Origin of the sequence: Flavobacterium sp. DSR2-3-3 (genome assembly GCF_049896585.1) — a bacterium.
Lineage (GTDB): Bacteria > Bacteroidota > Bacteroidia > Flavobacteriales > Flavobacteriaceae > Flavobacterium.
In genome coordinates, this window is sequence record NZ_JAFCUP010000008.1 from 79374 (window position 1) to 97241 (window position 17868).

At 33.6% G+C, this 17868-nt stretch carries 20 protein-coding genes; 10 read left to right on the plus strand and 10 right to left on the minus strand.

The genetic code is table 11. From position 1 onward, the window contains the following. Positions 1–93 precede the first annotated feature (93 nt). From ACP7AQ_RS11920 to ACP7AQ_RS11955, 8 genes are all read right to left on the minus strand, one after another. A complete protein-coding gene (locus ACP7AQ_RS11920; RefSeq protein ID WP_426095598.1) occupies positions 94–807 on the minus strand; it encodes a DUF3347 domain-containing protein in 714 nt (237 codons plus the stop codon). A 94-nt stretch (positions 808–901) separates the two neighbouring features. Continuing rightward, entirely contained in the window at positions 902–1711 is an 810-nt protein-coding gene (locus ACP7AQ_RS11925) for a hypothetical protein (RefSeq protein WP_426095599.1), read from the minus strand. After that, positions 1711–2241, minus strand: coding sequence for a heavy-metal-associated domain-containing protein (locus tag ACP7AQ_RS11930; RefSeq protein ID WP_426090889.1), 531 nt, complete (start codon positions 2239–2241; stop codon positions 1711–1713). Before ACP7AQ_RS11930 ends, ACP7AQ_RS11925 begins: the two co-directional genes overlap by 1 nt. A 6-nt stretch (positions 2242–2247) precedes the next feature. After that, entirely contained in the window at positions 2248–2718 is a 471-nt protein-coding gene (locus ACP7AQ_RS11935) for a TlpA family protein disulfide reductase (protein WP_426063003.1), read from the minus strand. A gap of 236 nt (positions 2719–2954) precedes the next feature. Further along, on the minus strand, positions 2955–3830 hold the full coding sequence (locus ACP7AQ_RS11940) for a DUF3347 domain-containing protein (protein ID WP_426095600.1): 876 nt from the start codon (positions 3828–3830) through the stop codon (positions 2955–2957). A 613-nt stretch (positions 3831–4443) separates the two neighbouring features. After that, complete coding sequence (locus ACP7AQ_RS11945) at positions 4444–4788, minus strand: phage holin family protein (protein WP_426063000.1); 345 nt, start codon at positions 4786–4788, stop codon at positions 4444–4446. 54 nt (positions 4789–4842) lie between these two features. Beyond that, a complete protein-coding gene (locus tag ACP7AQ_RS11950) occupies positions 4843–5601 on the minus strand; it encodes an alpha/beta fold hydrolase (RefSeq protein ID WP_426062999.1) in 759 nt (252 codons plus the stop codon). Positions 5602–5697: 96 nt separating this feature from the next. Beyond that, positions 5698–6411 (minus strand): pyridoxine 5'-phosphate synthase, encoded by a 714-nt coding sequence (locus tag ACP7AQ_RS11955; RefSeq protein WP_426095601.1) that lies wholly within the window; start codon positions 6409–6411, stop codon positions 5698–5700. 114 nt (positions 6412–6525) lie between these two features. Between ACP7AQ_RS11955 and ACP7AQ_RS11960 the strand changes: the two genes are divergently transcribed. The 8 genes from ACP7AQ_RS11960 (at position 6526) to murI (ending at position 14866) form a co-directional block, all read left to right on the plus strand. After that, entirely contained in the window at positions 6526–7185 is a 660-nt protein-coding gene (locus ACP7AQ_RS11960) for a CBS domain-containing protein (RefSeq protein ID WP_426095602.1), read from the plus strand. A gap of 86 nt (positions 7186–7271) precedes the next feature. Further along, the gene (locus ACP7AQ_RS11965; protein ID WP_426095603.1) at positions 7272–8156 is read left to right on the plus strand and encodes an NAD kinase; all 885 of its coding nucleotides are present in this window, start codon (positions 7272–7274) and stop codon (positions 8154–8156) included. A 168-nt stretch (positions 8157–8324) separates the two neighbouring features. Beyond that, complete coding sequence (locus ACP7AQ_RS11970; RefSeq protein ID WP_426095604.1) at positions 8325–8999, plus strand: DUF6089 family protein; 675 nt, start codon at positions 8325–8327, stop codon at positions 8997–8999. 4 nt (positions 9000–9003) lie between these two features. Beyond that, complete coding sequence (locus tag ACP7AQ_RS11975; RefSeq protein WP_426062994.1) at positions 9004–9744, plus strand: isoprenyl transferase; 741 nt, start codon at positions 9004–9006, stop codon at positions 9742–9744. Beyond that, positions 9677–12406, plus strand: a complete 2730-nt coding sequence (bamA, locus tag ACP7AQ_RS11980; RefSeq protein ID WP_426095605.1) for an outer membrane protein assembly factor BamA — start codon at positions 9677–9679, stop codon at positions 12404–12406. Before ACP7AQ_RS11975 ends, bamA begins: the two co-directional genes overlap by 68 nt. Before the next feature lie 37 nt (positions 12407–12443). Continuing rightward, the gene (locus tag ACP7AQ_RS11985; protein ID WP_426095606.1) at positions 12444–13454 is read left to right on the plus strand and encodes an OmpH family outer membrane protein; all 1011 of its coding nucleotides are present in this window, start codon (positions 12444–12446) and stop codon (positions 13452–13454) included. Positions 13455–13475: 21 nt separating this feature from the next. Then, complete coding sequence (locus ACP7AQ_RS11990; RefSeq protein WP_426062991.1) at positions 13476–13976, plus strand: OmpH family outer membrane protein; 501 nt, start codon at positions 13476–13478, stop codon at positions 13974–13976. A gap of 110 nt (positions 13977–14086) precedes the next feature. Then, complete coding sequence (gene murI / locus ACP7AQ_RS11995) at positions 14087–14866, plus strand: glutamate racemase (RefSeq protein ID WP_426095607.1); 780 nt, start codon at positions 14087–14089, stop codon at positions 14864–14866. A gap of 12 nt (positions 14867–14878) precedes the next feature. On the opposite strand, the gene ACP7AQ_RS12000 is transcribed toward murI, so the two are convergent. Together ACP7AQ_RS12000 and ACP7AQ_RS12005 are read right to left on the minus strand one after the other, a co-directional pair. Further along, entirely contained in the window at positions 14879–15394 is a 516-nt protein-coding gene (locus ACP7AQ_RS12000; protein WP_091202831.1) for a gamma carbonic anhydrase family protein, read from the minus strand. 11 nt (positions 15395–15405) lie between these two features. After that, positions 15406–16404, minus strand: coding sequence for a PorP/SprF family type IX secretion system membrane protein (locus ACP7AQ_RS12005; protein WP_426062989.1), 999 nt, complete (start codon positions 16402–16404; stop codon positions 15406–15408). A 169-nt stretch (positions 16405–16573) separates the two neighbouring features. Between ACP7AQ_RS12005 and ACP7AQ_RS12010 the strand changes: the two genes are divergently transcribed. Next, positions 16574–17473, plus strand: a complete 900-nt coding sequence (locus ACP7AQ_RS12010) for a NifU family protein (RefSeq protein WP_426095608.1) — start codon at positions 16574–16576, stop codon at positions 17471–17473. A 113-nt stretch (positions 17474–17586) separates the two neighbouring features. Further along, complete coding sequence (locus tag ACP7AQ_RS12015; protein WP_091202837.1) at positions 17587–17787, plus strand: dodecin family protein; 201 nt, start codon at positions 17587–17589, stop codon at positions 17785–17787. Positions 17788–17868: the final 81 nt, after the last annotated feature.

The following is a 17868-nucleotide window of genomic DNA, read 5'->3' on the forward strand; positions in this document are numbered from 1 at the left end:
TGCAGATTAATTTCCACCATTAAAATTTACAAAAAACATTGGTTAAAAAGTTGTATTTTTATTACTCTAAATTACATAATTCACATGTAATAGTTAGAGAAACGCTTGTACCATTCTGCCACAACTTAACATCTCAGAACCGTAATATGGGTTTTTAACGTCTTTTGTTTCGCTTATCCAATACCCATCTTTTCCTTGATTGTACATTGGACAATAATCCTGATATAATTTTTGATCAGTTCCAAAAGTTTTTATCAAATCATGTACTTCTTTACTCAACAAAGCAAAATATTCTCTTTGACGCGCTATTTTACCGGCGTTTTCACCAATATCTTTGACATGTTTCTTTGCATTTACAGCAATTTCATTATACTTATTTTTCAGCTTTGCATTCAAAATGGTATTAGAATATACTTTTTCAAACGTGGCATACAAAGTGTTTCCAGCTTTGGCGGCTCCATTAGAATCATCTTTTACCAATGCATTTTTTAGCGTTAAATAACTGCTTACTATTTCATTAATAGTAAACGAAGTTGCAGCGACTGTGTTTTCCGTTTTAATAGCAGTCGCACTGGCATCATCTTTTTCTGTTTTTGGCATTTGCACCACTTTTTCTGTTAGTTCCATACCACATTCAGAACATTCTGCACCTTTTTTGCCAGTGATTTCCGGATGCATCGGACACGAATACAATTCCGAAGTTGTTTTGACTGCAACTGATGAATCAGTTTCCAATACTTTATTTTTTTGGTTACAAGAAACCAAAACCAATGCTAATGAGATTATTGATAAGATTATATTTTTCATTTGAATAAATTATTTATTGATAATTGTTGTGGAAAATTGCGATGTTGTTTCACGACTTTTTTTGAAATTTATTTGGTAATGATTATAAATTATTTCATTTTGAAACATTGAAAAAATTATATTCTAAATTCAGATAAAATCCATTTGGCGCAGACCGCAACATTGAACTGTATAATTCGTGCCTGTAAGCAACATCAATTCGTGATTGGCTGTTAATAATAAATTGAATGGAAGGCACAATATCCAAATATGATTTTCCATTTACGTTTAAGGTTTGTCCAACAAACTCAACCATTGTATTGATATTTGTTTGTTTAAAACTGGTGTATTTTTTTGGATACATCAGTTTTCCAAACGACAACGTATAATTAGTGGCGTTATCACTTTGTGCAACAGGAAATCTATAATTCGGCTTGTTATCAAATGCTTTTTCAAAACTAACAGAAGCGCTGATGGCCACCCTTTTTATAAGCTGCGTAGCCACAATTCCCGTTTCAAATCCGGTATTATGCCCCATAATTTCTATTTGTTCCTGATGGATATCGGCATTGTTAAAGCTGTATCTTCCAAATGCTGCCATCCTAAAATGACTCTGCAAGTCATCCGTGGAAAGGAAACGATATTTAGTGTAAAAACTAGCGCCTTCTGTTACCAATTTATTGCTTCTACTGCTGACAAACATTGATGTTCTAACCATCAAATTTTTATTGACACCCCAAGTAACTTCAGGCATAAAATGGTAACTATATCCTGATTCCATTTGTTCCTTAAAAATCGATTGTCCCAAACGAATTCCTAGTGAACCAGCAGGAACATTGCTTGCCGGATCAGTAACCACGAAAAGTTCCTGAGCCGATATTCCCTGAACAAGAAAAAACGTAAATACGATTAAAAATTTTCTCATTAAATTACAGTTTTGATGTGGTAATCATCTTCGTTATCTAATGGATATGATGCAGTTTTTGAAAACGTTTTAAGCAGTTTTTTATGCTCTTTTTGAGTGACATATCCTTTGTCAAAAATCTTTACTTTAGTTTCTCCGGTACTGTTTTTAAGTTCTTCATTCAATAAAACGAAAGTGGATCCATTGACTGAAATCGTTTTATCACTTCCAATTTCTAAGCTGTTTGTAGGCATTGTTATTATTAATGAGCCGATAAAGAAACCGGCTTTTTCAACTCCTGCTTTTAATACTCTAGGCATTATTTTACTTTCTTTTTTAAAATAAACCGTGAAAGTATTCGTATTCAAATCAGTACTCACGCTATCCACACCAACGGTTGCTTTCAGTTGTTTATTTATAGCATTAGAACACATAGAACACGTTAAACCTGTAGCAATTATTTCTGCTTTTGAGATTTGAGAATAGGAGTTTACACTTGTTATTAAAAGTAAACAAGCGATACCAATGAATTTTAATTTTATATTTTTCATTTTGCTTTATTTTTTTATTTGCATTATTATTTGTTCCTCCGTAGGATTGATGGCAACTAATTTTCCTGATACATCATATAAATACGAATTAGGTAATTCTTCTACTCCAAAAAGCAGTGCTGATTTCGCATCAAAACCTTTAGCATCGATTAATTGCTCGTACGTTACTTTATCTTTTTGAATGGCATTCATCCATTTCGTTTTATCCGTATCCAGTGATATACCAACGATTTCGAAGTTGTCAATTTTATATTGATTGTATAAAGGAGCTAGCTTTTTATTGGCCAGTCTACAAGGCGCGCACCAGGAAGCCCAAAAATCAATCAAGACCGTTTTCCCTTTCAGAGAAGCCAAATTTATTGTTGTTTCTTTATTGTTTTTAAGTTCAAAATCAGGTAAACTGTCTCCAATTTTCATTTGGGCAGTAGCAGTTGAAATACTGATTAGTAAACTGAAAAACAGCATTATTTTTTTCATTTATTATAATTTTTAACCCTTTGGGTGCAATTATTTAAAATTTAGAACTCCGAAAAGAATTTAAAAATAAACACATAGATATATAGAAAAAAAGAGCAGGATAGCCGAATTCTTGGGCAACAAAGCTGTGTTTTACTATAATAGAGTGAAATGTCTTAATAGAAATACATAAAAACTATGTTTCTATGCGTTAAAAAAAAGAAACTTGAGTTACACCCAACGCTTTTTTTAAATATTTATTTAATTGTTTCAACCGTTTTACCGCAAGTCATCATTTGGGAACCGTAATATGGGTTTTTAACTGCGTTTTCTTTGCTCAACCAGTTTGCACCTTTACCGTCATTTGCCATCGGACAAAACTGAAGGTAAACCGGAGTTTCGTATTTAGCTACTTTTATCACTTCGTACATTGATTTTGAAAAAGGAACGAAAAACTCTCTTTGACGTTTGATGTCTTGAATTTCTGAAATGTTCTTGGCATTAGCCATTAAACTGTTCATTTCTTTCATCCAAATCATGTGAACATCCATTGCAAGCTCATCCATTTTTACTGCATTTAATGCTGTTAAAACGTCTTTCGCTAAAGTAGCAGCAGCTTTTCCATCAGTTTTTACCAAAGCATCTTTCAAAAGAAAATAGCTATCAAAAACAACTTTTAATTTAGTATCAACCTGTTGTTTTGCAACTGCAGTATCAGAATGATTGGCGTGGTTTGCATGATTTTCTGTAGTATTGGTTGCCATTTTCATTTCTGTTGAAACAGCTACTTTAGCTTCTCTTTCATATTGACAACATCCGTGTAATGCATCATACGTAGCATCCGGAGCAAGAAATTTATCACTGTCGTAACCGGCTAAAGCAATGCGTTTCAAGATTTCGTCCTGACTTGTTTTAGTGGAATCATACGTAAGGGTTGCCATTTTGGAATCTTTATTCCACTCAACTTTCGCCATTTTTTTTAAGTTTCCGGCAGTTTCTATAGTCGTTTTACACATGTCACAGTTTCCGTATATCTTAACGGTTTCTGTTTTCGTGTTTTTGATTTGCGCGCTTGCAATTGTAACTGAAAGCAATAGGGTTATTGCTATCAACATTTTTTTTAATGTCTTCATTGTATAAATAATTTTAAAGTGAATTAGTCGTAAAAACATTGAAAACAATAGCACATTTCGCTACTTTTCAAACTTTATTTGACTAGAATTTAATGATTGTAAAAGCACAAAATGCTTTAGAAAAAGACAGTTTTTCGGCTGTCAAAAAAGGAATCTAGCTTATTTTAGGTGGAAGCCAAATAGAACGGAAATGGGATGAAATAAAGATTTCCGAGTAATAGTAATTTTGTTTTTCAGTGGAAAAACTAAAAATTTGCTTATTTAATTCTGAATTAAATATGGACGTCAAACTTAAGTGGATTGCTGAACTGGCACAAGATATATTCTTACAGGCACCGTTACAGCCATCATGCGAATTTTGATCTGATTTTTTTTCTTTCTTGCAACAGTCTTTTTGATCTGTTTCTGAAGAAGATTCTTTTTTGCAACATGCCTTCTCGGTTTTTGTTCCACATGCGAAAGCTACGCTTGGCATCATAAAGAAACCAAGCATAACTAATAACAGTATGTAAAACTTTTTAGACATTGTTTATCTTATTTAGAAGCACAAAGGTATCAAATTAACAAATACTGTAAATTAATTCATTCACAAATACGTGTTAAAAACGATTCCTTACTTTCCTTCGCCTAATATTCCATTCATTAAGGATTGTAAAACTGACAATATGATACTAAAAATTAAGGCGGTCCAAAACGTATCTACGCTAAATCCGCCCACAATTTTGGTACACAACAAAATCATCAGCGCATTAATAACCAATAAAAACAATCCTAAAGTAATAATCGTAACTGGCAGTGTAAGTATTACCAATATTGGTTTGATAAAAATATTAAGTAACCCTAGAACTATAGCTACTATCAAAGCGGTAGTAAAATTAGCGACATGAACCCCTGGCATAAAGTGAGCAATAAGTAATACTAAACCTGATGTAATAAGGATTCTGAGTAATAAATTCATGGTTTTTGGTTTTAAAATTTAAATAAATGTAAGAAAAATTTAAATCTGATTAATTTATTTTAAGAAAGAAGTGACTTTTTGATAAAATTCAGCCGGGTTTTCGGCATGAAGCCAATGCCCCACATTAAGAATCGTTTCAACACTTGAATCCGGGAAATGTTGTTTTATTTTTTCGAAATCGCTGTCCAAAATATACTTGGAATTTCCACCTCTAATGAACAATGTTGGTTTCTCGAAAACTGCATTCTGAGGTAACGGAATTCCTACTTCATCCATTTTATGATTAAAAATTGCCAAATTAAATCGGAACGCGAGTTGTCCCGGTTCTTGCCAAAATAAATTTTTCATCAGGAATTGTCTGGTTCCAAAATCAGGAATATACTTTTGCATAATTTCTTCAACATCATTTCTACTTGGCTTTTTTGAAAAATCCACAGCATTCAATCCCGCCAAAATATCCTGATGATGCTGAGGATAGAATTTTGGCCCAATATCAGCCACAATTAATTTATCAACTAATTCCGGATGTGCCGCAGCCAGAAGCATCGCTACTTTCCCGCCCATCGAGTGTCCTAAAATATTGATATTTTCTAATTTATGAGCTTGACAGTACTCATAAACATCCTGCGCCATAATTTTATAACTAAAATCTTCTGAATGTAAGCTTCGTCCGTGGTTGCGTAAATCGAGAATATGAACTTGAAAATCAATCGCGAATTGCGTTCCGAGTGTTTTCCAGTTATCGGACATTCCCAGAAATCCGTGGAGAATTAAGAGTGGCTTCCCTGAGCCTTCTATTTTTGAAAAAAGCATTTGATTTTAGATTTTAACGTTACAATTCAAATTACAAAAGATTAAGAAATTACGGCTGTTAAGCTTTTATCTTAATTTCTTAATGGTTTTAAAAAACTATTTTAATTTTTGTAAATACATGTTCACCACGTTATCCAATCCTAAATAAATAGCTTCTGAAATTAATGCGTGACCAATAGAGACTTCGAGTAATCCCGGAATATTTTGTTTGAAAAACTGAATGTTATCCAAACTTAAATCGTGACCTGCATTGATTCCTAATCCAAATTCATTGGCCAAAATCGCTGATTGTGTGTACGGCAAAATTCCGTTTTGATTTCCGAGACTGTATTGATGTGCAAATGCTTCAGTGTACAATTCGATTCTGTCGGTTCCAATTTTCTTGGCTCCTTCAATCATCTCGAGAACAGGATCCACAAAAATAGAAGTTCTGATTCCGTTGCGTTGAAATTCCTGAACGATTTCGGTTAAATACGCAGCATGTTTTATGGTATCCCAACCTGCATTAGAGGTGATGGCATCAATTGCATCTGGCACCAAAGTCACTTGAGTCGGTTTTATTTCGAGAACAAGATCTATAAAAGTTTTCTCTGGATTTCCTTCAATATTGTATTCGGTGTAAACGATAGGCTTCAAATCTCGGGCATCCTGATACCTGATGTGACGTTCATCCGGACGAGGGTGAATGGTAATTCCTTCGGCACCGAACTTTTGAATGTCAGCAGCAACTTTTAATAAATCGGGAACATTTCCTCCACGTGCATTACGTAAAGTCGCTATTTTATTGATATTTACACTTAATTTTGTCATTGAAACATATTTTTATTTTGATACTAGTATTTGCACGGAACAAAAATACAAAGTAAAACTTAGGAGATTTTGCTTATTTTTGATTATTTTGCATGAAATATTGCCGATTGATTTATGACAGAAATAACAGAATATATTGCCAATGACTACAAAGCGATTGATAGCCAGGATTCTATTGCGGCCATTCAAGACTTTTTCAGCGAATTACACTTTTCACATTTTCCAATTGTCGAAGAGGGGGTTTACATTGGCAGCATTGCATCCGAGGATATAGAGACTTTTGAAAGTGATAAAAAAGCGTCTGATTATCGATTTACTTTAGAAGGATTTTTTACCAGGACAAATACAATGTGGCTGGACGTCTTGGAAGTTTTTGCAAAAAACCACACTAATTTAGTTCCCGTTTTGGACGAAAACAATACTTACGTAGGATATTATGAAATTGAAGACATCATGAAATTTTTTCATGAAACACCCTTTTTAAAAGAACCAGGCGGAATTATCGTTGTGAGAAAGCCAATTTTAGATTATTCAATGAGTCAAATTACCCAAATTGTAGAAAGCAATAATGGCAAACTTTTGGGTTTATTCATTTCTGAAGCAGATGTTGAGAGTGTTGAAGTTACTTTGAAAATAACTTTGGGCGCGATGAACGAAATCATCCAGACTTTTAGAAGATACAATTATGAAATCATTTCAGAACATCAAGAAGATAATTACATCAATAATTTAAAGGAACGTTCTGATTATTTAGACAAATACCTGAATATTTAACCGCTTATCGGGAAATTTGTTGATTCGGTTATTCGCAACCGCAATCTCAGTTAACCAAATAATCAAATTAAAGATTAAACAAAAAGATGAAAGTAGCTATCTACGGTCAATATTACCAAAACAGTACAGAACCTATTATAAACGACATCTTTGTTTTTTTCAACAAAAACAATGTAGAGATGATTATTGAGTCGCATTTTTTATTGATGCTTAATGAGAAAAAAATAGTAGAAAACAAGTACAAAACTTTTACTTCCCACACGGAACTCGACTCCAGTTTTGACATGCTGATAAGCATTGGCGGAGACGGAACAATACTAAGAGCAGCAACATTAGTAAGAGATTCGGGCATTCCTATATTAGGTATTAATGCCGGCAGACTTGGTTTTTTGGCAACCGTTCAAAAAGAGAATATCGCTGAGTTCATGCAATTTGTTATCGACAAAAAATACACGATTTCTAAAAGGGCTTTAATAAGCTTAACTTGCTCGCCAAGCAATGAATCGATTGAGGAAATCAATTTTGCAATGAATGAAATCACGGTCAGTCGAAAAGACACGACATCGATGATTACGATTGACACCTATTTAAATGATGAATTTTTGAATTCCTACTGGGCTGACGGTTTAATCATTTCGACCCCAACAGGATCAACTGGGTATTCCTTAAGTTGTGGCGGACCTATTTTGACACCTGAAGTAAAAAGTTTACTTATAACTCCTATTGCGCCACATAATCTCACCGCAAGACCACTCGTTGTGCCGGACGAAACTGAAATCAAATTAAAAGTTTCGGGAAGAGAGGAAAACTATCTGGTTTCCTTAGATTCCAGAGTAACTTCAGTGAAAAACGAATCAATTCTGATTTTAAAGAAAACGCCTTTTCAGATAAACATGGTTGAAATTCCTGAAGAAACTTTCGTAAAAACACTTCGCAGTAAATTACTTTGGGGACAAGACAAGCGGAATTAAATCAATTTATTCTCCAGCTATACTATTTTATCAATTTTTCCCGTTTTAGTCAAATAAACACTTATTACGTGTTAGTTAGCTCGCTAATTATTAAAAAAACACACATTTAACTGAATGAGTATTGTATAGAATTGATAATTATTATATTTGCACGCAATTTTTGATTTAATGAAGAAGCTTTTTTATTTATTTTTCTGTTTTTTCCCTTTGATGGTGACCCAAGCTCAAATTCATGAGATTGGTGTTTTTCTTGGCGGGAGCAACTACATTGGAGATGTAGGCCCGACGACCTATATTGCACCAAACGAACCGGCTTTTGGTTTGTTGTACAAATGGAACAAAAGTCCGAGACACTCTTATCGATTTTCCTACACCCAATCTGAAATCACATCTAATGATTTGAATTCAAAGGAAACAAGTAGAAACCAAAGAGGTTATCGATTTGAAAACGACTTAAAAGAAGTATCTTTAGGTCTTGAATTCAACTTTTTTGATTTTAATCTACATGAATCGAGCACTAAAATCACTCCTTATGTAGCATCAGGTTTAAACTATTTTTTAGCAAAATACAAGTTAACCAACGCAAAAGCTGATCTAACAGTAGCAGGCAGAACCGAAAGAAGAAAATCAATAGCGATACCTATGATTGTAGGAATTAAGTCAAAAATAACACCTAGTTTTGTACTGGCATTAGAAACTGGAGCCAGATATACTTTGACGGATAATATAGACGGGAGTTTTAATCAAGATTTTGGAAATATAAATAACAATGATTGGTACGTTTTCTCAGGAGTTACTTTAACATATACTTTTGGCGACAAAGCCTGCTATTGTGCAGAATAAAAAAATGAATTTACTACAGAATATCGACGCAACAAAATTACCCAAACATCTCGCCATCATTATGGATGGAAATGGGCGTTGGGCAAAACAGCAAGGCCTTTTGCGTGCTTTGGGTCATGAAAGCGGGACAAAATCAGTTAAGTTAATCATAGAAGCCAGTGCTAAACTAGGCATTGAATTCCTTACGTTATACGCTTTCTCTACTGAAAATTGGAACAGACCAAAATTAGAAGTCGAGACCTTGATGAAAGTACTCATCAACTCCTTGAAAAAGGAACTTACCACTTTACAAAAAAACAACATCAAGCTCAATGCTATTGGTAACTTGGAAAAATTACCAAAATCAGCGCAGAAAGAACTTCTAGATGTAATTGATAAAACTAAAGACAACACACAAATGACTCTAACCTTGGCGTTAAGCTACGGATCCAGAGAAGAGCTTGTCAGTGCAATAAAAGACATTTGCAGTAAAGTTAAAAATAATATAATTTCAATAGACACTATTGACGATTCCATTATTAATGAGCATCTTTACACGCAAAATTTACCTGACGTAGATTTACTAATACGAACAAGTGGAGAACATAGGATAAGTAACTTTTTGTTGTGGCAAATAGCCTATGCAGAATTGTATTTTACTGATATATTGTGGCCAGACTTTAAAGAACAAGATTTATATGAGGCTATCATTAGTTATCAAAAAAGAGAACGTAGATTTGGAAAAACAAGTGAACAAATTAAATAATTTTTTAGTGTTAAATAAAAGCATAAAAATAGTCCTTACCGTTTTAATTTTTGGAAGTTTTACACAAATTAAAGCTCAAGAAAGAGTTCCTTTTGATCAGGGTAAAAAATACATTTTAGCCGATGTAGCAGTAGTGGGAGATATCAGTTTCAATTCACAAACTGTAGTTACTTTCTCAGGTTTGCAAAAAGGACAGGAAATTACAATTCCAGGTGAGGAAATCAGTGCTGCTATAAAAAAACTAGGAAAATTAGGTCTCTTTGATGAAATCTCTTTTTATGTAAATAAAATACAGAATGACAGTATATATCTTGACTTAAACATTATTGAATTACCTAAATTAAATGAGGTGAAATTTGTTGGTGTTAAGAAAACAAAAACCGAAGCTTTGATTAAAGACAATTCCTTGAATAAAGGAAAAGTAGTTAATGAAAACTTGATTACTACTACCAAAAATTACATTGAAAACAAATACAAAAAAGATGGCTACTACAATACAAAAGTAAATATCAACACTGTAAAAGACACCGCTACAGTAAACCAGGTCAATATGCTTGTAACTATTGACAAAGGGGACAAAGTGAAAATTCAAAGTATTGACTTTGCAGGAAACACAAAAATATCAGATAAAACGTTGCGTAAGGCAATGAAAGACACGAAACAAAAAAATCCAATTCGAATCTTAAAAGCTTCAAAATTTATAAAGGACAAATACAAAACTGATTTAGAAAAAGTAATTGCAACTTACAAGGAAAAAGGATACAGAGACGCGCGAATACTTTCGGATTCTGTAACTTATGATAAGAATAAAAATGTATTAAATATCAAAATTAAAGTCGAAGAAGGAAACAAATATTATTTTGGAGATGTTAAGTTTTTAGGCAATACCGTTTATCCCGATCAGTTTTTAAGCAGAATTTTAGGTGTAAAAAAAGGAGACACTTACAATGGTGTTCTTCTTGAAAAAAGAATTGCAGACAAGTCTAAACCAGATGCAGAAGACATCACAAATTTATACCAAAACAACGGTTATTTATTCTCGAATGTAAATGCAGTTGAGGTAAGAACTGCGAACGACACTATTGATTTTGAAATACGAATCACAGAAGGTCCAATTGCTTATTTCAACAAAATTACAGTTGTAGGAAATGACAAGACAAATGACCGTGTAATTTATCGTGAATTAAGAACAAAACCAGGAGAAAAATACAGTAAAGAAGAATTAGTACGAACGATTCGTGAGATTGGTCAATTAGGATTTTTTGATCCTGAAGCGATTGATCCCAAGTTCAAGAATGTAGATTCGGGAGCAGGAACTGTAGATATAGAATACAACCTTGCAGAGAAAGGTTCTAGCCAAATTGAATTACAAGGCGGTTACGGTGGAGGTGGTTTCATTGGTACACTTGGACTATCGTTTAATAACTTTTCAGCAAGAAATATGTTTAACAAAGATGCTTACAGACCATTACCTATGGGAGATGGTCAAAAAGTATCGTTACGTTTGCAAGCCAGTACGTTCTTTCAAACCTATAGTGTATCATTTTCAGAACCATGGTTTGGCGGTAAAAAACCAGTACAATTCAGTTCTTCAATATCCTACAGCAAACAGTTTTTAAACAATTTCATAACGCAGAGAGCGGACAGAACTAAAAGTTTTGATATCCTTACGTTATCTGTTGGCTTAGCAAAAAGACTGACAGTACCAGATGATTACTTTGTGTTGTCACAGTCTGTAAGTTACCAGCATTATGCTTTGAACAATTATAACACGGGGTTATTTACTTTTGGAAATGGAACTTCAAGAAACTTAGCGTACACCATAGGTCTTACAAGAAACAGCAAAGGATTAAATCCGATATTCCCAACATACGGTTCTGAATTTAGTGTTTCAGCAAAATTGACCCCTCCTTATTCTCTCTTCAACGGGGTAGATTATGCTACGTTAGGAGACCAAGAGCAATACAAATTAAAAAATACCGTGGACAGTCAAAATGTTCCAGATGCCAATGGAAATATTGTTAATATTGGGGATTATGTTGACACTAACGGAAACAAAGTAACTACCTTTAATTTAGCCGCAGCTGACGCGAGTAAAGTCGATCAAAAAAGATTTAATTGGTTGGAGTACTATAAAGTTAAATTTAAAGCAGACACATATTCCAAAATTTATGGTAAATTGGTATTAAGAGTATTGGCTGAATTTGGCTTCCTAGGTGCATACAATCAAGAAAGAGGTGCTGTTCCATTTGAAAGATTCTATCTTGGTGGAGATGGATTGGCTAACTTCTCTATGGATGGAAGAGAGACAATCCAGTTAAGAGGTTATCCTAACAACTCTTTGACACCCACAAATAGCGTAGGAGACCAAATTGGAGCTACTGTATTTAATAAATTCTCGATGGAATTGCGTTATCCAATAACATTAAAACAATCAGCCTCAATATACGCATTAGCCTTTATGGAAGCAGGTTCTTCCTTTAGTGATTTCAAAAGCTACAATCCATTTGCTTTAAGTCGTTCAGCTGGAGTTGGATTACGTGTGTTTATGCCGGCATTTGGCTTATTGGGAATTGATTTCGGACATGGATTTGACGCATTACCAGGACAAGCAAAAGCTAATGGATGGGAAACCCATTTTATCATTGGGCAACAATTCTAAAAAAAATGGGTTTACGATTTTCTAATATGAAACAGTTATGAGAAAACAATTTTTATATATATTTTTGGTTTTACTTGTCATACAAAAAATTGACGCACAAACCAGAGGAAATAAACTGGGCTTCATAGATATGGAATACATTTTACAAAATGTACCCGATTACACTGAAGCAAAAGTTCAATTAGAGCAAAAAGCCCAAAAATGGAAATTGGAGATTGATTCTAAAAAAATTGAAATCAATAAATTAAAAGAAGCTTTAAAAGCAGAAAAAGCGTTACTGACTAAGGAATTGATAGACGAAAGAGAAACCGAAATTAGTTTCCTTGAAAACGAAAATTTAGAATACCAACAAAAAAGATTTGGTGCCAACGGAGATTTGATTATTCAAAAATCAGTTTTGGTTAAACCAATCCAAGATCAAGTTTTTACAGCAGTTCAGGATATTGCTGAACGATTGAAATATGATTTCATATTTGATAAAACTTCTGATTTGACAATGCTTTTCGCAGCAAAAAGATTTGACATCAGTGATCAGGTTTTACGAGTTTTAAATCGCACCGAAAAAAGAGAACAACTGACTAAAAAACAGCAAAAAGAAGCAGAGGCAAGAGAAAGCAAAGAAGATGCATCAGATGCAAATCCAGCCTTGGCTGAACGCCAAAAATTCTTGGACGATAAAAAGGTTGCCAGAGAAAAAGTTTTAGAAGACCGAAAATTGCTGCAAGAGCAAAAGAAAAAAGAATTTGACGATAAGAGAAAACAACTTCTGGAAGACAGAGAAGCTAGAAAAAATGGCACGGTTTCTGCAAATGTTAAAAAAGAGGATACACCCACTAATTTAACTGGAAATAATGAGACTAAAGCAACTGCCGATGAGGCGAAACAAAAGCAAGCTGACTCGAGAGCAAAAGTATTAGAAGACCGTAAAAAAGTGTTCGAAGATCGCAAAAAAGTTTTAGAAGAAAAAAGAAAAAAAATACTCGAAGACCGAGAGGCTATTAAAAAAGCGAAAGAAGAAAAATTAAAAGAAAATACAAACAATAATTAATTACTAAATATTTTAAAAACGATGAAACAAATTAAAACTCTATTAATTGCTGCAATTTTAATGTTCGGAGCAAATCAAACAATCAATGCACAAGCGAAAACAGCTCATGTTGACGTGAGTGAAATTATGACAAAAATGCCAGCAATGTTAGATGCTCAAAAACAATTAGACAAATTGAGTACCACTTATGATGCTGATTACAAAAAGATGGTTGAAGAATACCAAGCAAAATTAAAAAAATATGAAACCGAAGCGGCAACAGTTACTGAAGCTGTAAACGGCGATCGTTCGAAAGAAGTGCAGGATATGCAAAAAAGAATTGTTGACTTTAGAGATAATGCTCAAAAAGAATTACAACAAAAAGAATCTGATATCGTAAAACCATTGATGGAAAAAGTAAGAGCTTCTATCCAAAAAGTAGGTAAAGCAAAAGGATTCCAATATGTTCTTGATGGTTCTTCTCTTTTACTTGCTGATGGTCCAAACTTGACTATGGATGTAAAAAAAGATTTAGGTTTCTAAAAAAATCATGTATTGCATAAAAACTGCTCAACCTAAAATAGGATTGAGCAGTTTTTTTTGTTTAAAACAAATCATAGGAAATTTAAATTGTAGCGTGTAACTTTGTTTTTATGAATAATAACAATCAACCTATAGGAATTTTTGACTCGGGGATTGGCGGAACATCTATCTGGAAAGCGATCCATCAATTGCTGCCTAACGAAAAAACCATATATCTCGCAGACAGTAAAAATGCACCTTATGGACAAAAATCTAAAGAGGAGATTGTTGCATTAAGTATGAAAAACACCGAATTTCTGCTTGAAATGAATTGTAAGTTAATTGTAGTAGCCTGCAATACAGCCACCACGAATGCAATTCAAGAATTAAGAGGTAAATATAACGTTCCTTTCATAGGAATTGAGCCGGCCATAAAGCCCGCAGTAACACATTCGAAAACACAAATCATAGGAATTCTGGCAACACAAGGCACGCTGAACAGTGCTCTTTTTAATAAAACTACTGAGAAGTATCAAGACACCAAAATAATTGAACAGGTTGGTCATGGATTAGTACACCTTATTGAAAATGGAGAAATTAATTCAGCAGAGATGACTCATTTACTGCACTCCTATCTCAATCCAATGATTGAAGCCAATATTGATTGTTTAGTTTTAGGCTGCAGCCACTATCCCTATCTTATTCCTCAAATAAAAAAAATACTTCCGGACCACATTCAAATTATTGATTCGGGGGAAGCGGTAGCGAAACAAACGCAAAATATATTACGTGACAAAGTAGGATTCTCCTCAGCTCAGGATAATCAGCCTATTTTTTATATTAATACAAATCCAAAAGTTTTGAGGGAAATTTTAGGAAATAGATTTACGGTTGAAGAAAAAAAATTCTAAGAACATTTGTTACTATTCCTCTTTAAACCAACTGGAATACATGACATAATTATTAGAAATACGTTCAATTTCACCTGCAAAATCAGATTGGTCAATATCTTTCACCTTTCTTGCCGGAACTCCAGCCCAAATAGAACCTGAAGCAACAACTGTATTTTGAGTGATGACAGCACCAGCGGCCACAATCGAATTACTTTCGATGATGCAATTGTCCATCACAATTGCTCCCATACCGATTAGCACATTATCGTGAACCGTACAACCATGTACAATTGCGTTGTGGCCTATAGAAACATTATTTCCTATAATAGTTGGGTGTTTTTTGTACGTACAATGAATAACTGCTCCATCTTGAATGTTTACCTTATCGCCGATTTTGATAAAATTGACATCACCACGAATTACGGCATTAAACCAAACACTACAATTTGCACCAAAGGTAACATCGCCAACAATAGTGGCATTTTCGGCTACATAACAGTCTTCGGGAATAGAAGGCGATTTGCCGTTAACGGATTTTATTAGCATAATAAAATGAATTAATTAATTGCCGGACAATTGCAATCGTATTTTACTGGTTTACAAAACAAATCAACTCCTAAGGTAATTTGGTGGTAGCCACCATTATCAAACTTTACGGCTCCAGACAATTGGGAATAGGTATAAGCAAACATAAACTTATCAAAATTTACACCTACAATTGGAGTAATGTACTGTAGTTTTTGTTTTGAAATTGTGTTGCCGTCAACATATTCAGCACCATCAAAACTTCTTCGATAGGACAGTCCGCCCCAAACTCTTCCAAAATTTAAATTTTTGTAGGCTTTCAAATTTACGTCAATCGCTTTTTCATTCGTTTTTTCAACCATTTGAAATAAAACAGAAGGCTCCCATAATATTTTGTCTCGATCTCCAAAAACATAACCGGCACTCAACAAATATTTCCGTAAATTATCACTTTCATATTCCGTGTAAATATCTCTTCTGGTTTCTATGACATTTTTCACGGTTGCATGCGCATAAAAATCCAGAAAATTATATGATGCTCCAATATCTACATTAAAATACGAATCCTTTTGTACCACAGTTCCATCAATTATTGGATCAAAATCACCCGACTGTCTGAATTCTGTTTCGTCCAATTGGCTTTGAATTAAACCTGCACTCATACCAAAAGACAATTGATTTAAATCGATTTCATCTCGCGAAAACATTAGATGATAGGCATACGTAAATTTGATTCCTTTTTGAGAATGGTATCCGTTTTTATCATTAAATAGAATAACTCCAGCTCCGGCTTTTTCTCCTACTCTACCATTAAAACTAAGTGTTTGTAATTCCGGTGCATCTTCCTGATCAAACCACTGCTTGCGTCCGGTTAGCCTGATCTTAGCACAGTTTGCGGCACCAGCCATGGAAGGATGTATCAGGTAATAATTATCCGACAGATAGTCGGAATATACGGGAATACCTTCTTGAGAAAAAGAATATTGAGATATAAATAATAAGACGGCTAATATTCTAATTTTATGATACATCGAAATACTTTTAGTAAAATGAATAATTCCAAATCAATATAAATTTTTGTACTAAAAAAGTGATTTACCTAATTCCAAAATTAAACTAAAGTTAATTTATTCATTAAAAAACCAAATATAGGTATTCGTAGAAAATAACTTTAGTAAATTTGTGAAAATTTCAAAAGCCATGAACAAAGTTACTATAAAAGAAACACAAAACCCAACCATACTAAAGTTTGAATTTCAAGAATTTATAACTCAAAATGAAAGTTTTGAATTTAAAAACATTGATGAAGCCAAAACATCTCCGTTGGCACAGCAATTGTTTTACCTACCCTTTGTAAAAACAATTTACATATCTGGAAATTTTATCGCAATCGAAAAATACAATATTGTGGAATGGGAAGATGTTAAAGATGCTGTAGCAGAACAAATTGAAAAATTTGTGACTGATGGTGGGACAATAATCACTGTTGACGAAAATAAAACTAAAAAACTGCCTGTAACCGTTTATGGAGAATCCACTCCAAATCCTGCTGCTTTAAAATTTGTAGTAAGCAAAATGCTGACTAAAAACGCAATAGAATTCAAAAACATTGATCAAACTACTGCTTCACCATTAGCTAAAGAGCTTTTCAAATTTCCTTATGTAAAAGAAATTTTTATTGATGAAAATTACATTTCTGTAACTAAATATGAAATCAATGAGTGGCAGGAAATAACCCTAGAATTAAGAAGTTTCATCAAACAGTATATTGAAAACGGCGGAACTGTTTTAGACGAAAATTATGTCACTGCAGTAACCGCAGAAGAAACTTCGAAGGCAAAAGAATTTGACACTCTGGATGTGACTTCGCAACAAATCATCAATATATTAGAGGAATATGTTAAACCTGCCGTACAAGCCGACGGTGGAAATATAGCTTTTGATTCATACAATGAAAGTGACAAAACCGTCAAAGTCATCTTACAAGGTGCTTGCAGCGGTTGTCCCTCTTCTACTTTTACCTTAAAAAGCGGTATCGAAAACATGTTGAAAAGTATGTTGAATGATGAAAGCATCAAAGTTGAAGCTATAAACGCGTAAACACAAAGTGCTATCACATTGACAATCTTATCGTTAAGGTAAATTTTTTCTTTTTTAAATGTTCAATTTAAAAAAAATTGTTAAATTTATATTTCACTTAACAAATAGAAATCATGTCAATATTAAAAGTAATTGAGATACTTTCAAGCTCTGAAATAAGTTGGGAAGATGCAGCCCGAAAAGGTGTTGCTAAGGCGTCAAAATCAGTAAAACACATCCGTTCTGTCTATGTTCACGAACAAAGCGCAACGGTTAGTGATGGTGGTATTACAGAATTTCGAGTGAACCTGAAATTGACGTTTGAACTCGAATAAGGAAATTAAAAAACAAAATTAAAGCGTTTCATTTGAGACGCTTTTTTTATTTTTAGGAGCTATTTCCCGTTATTCGTTGCA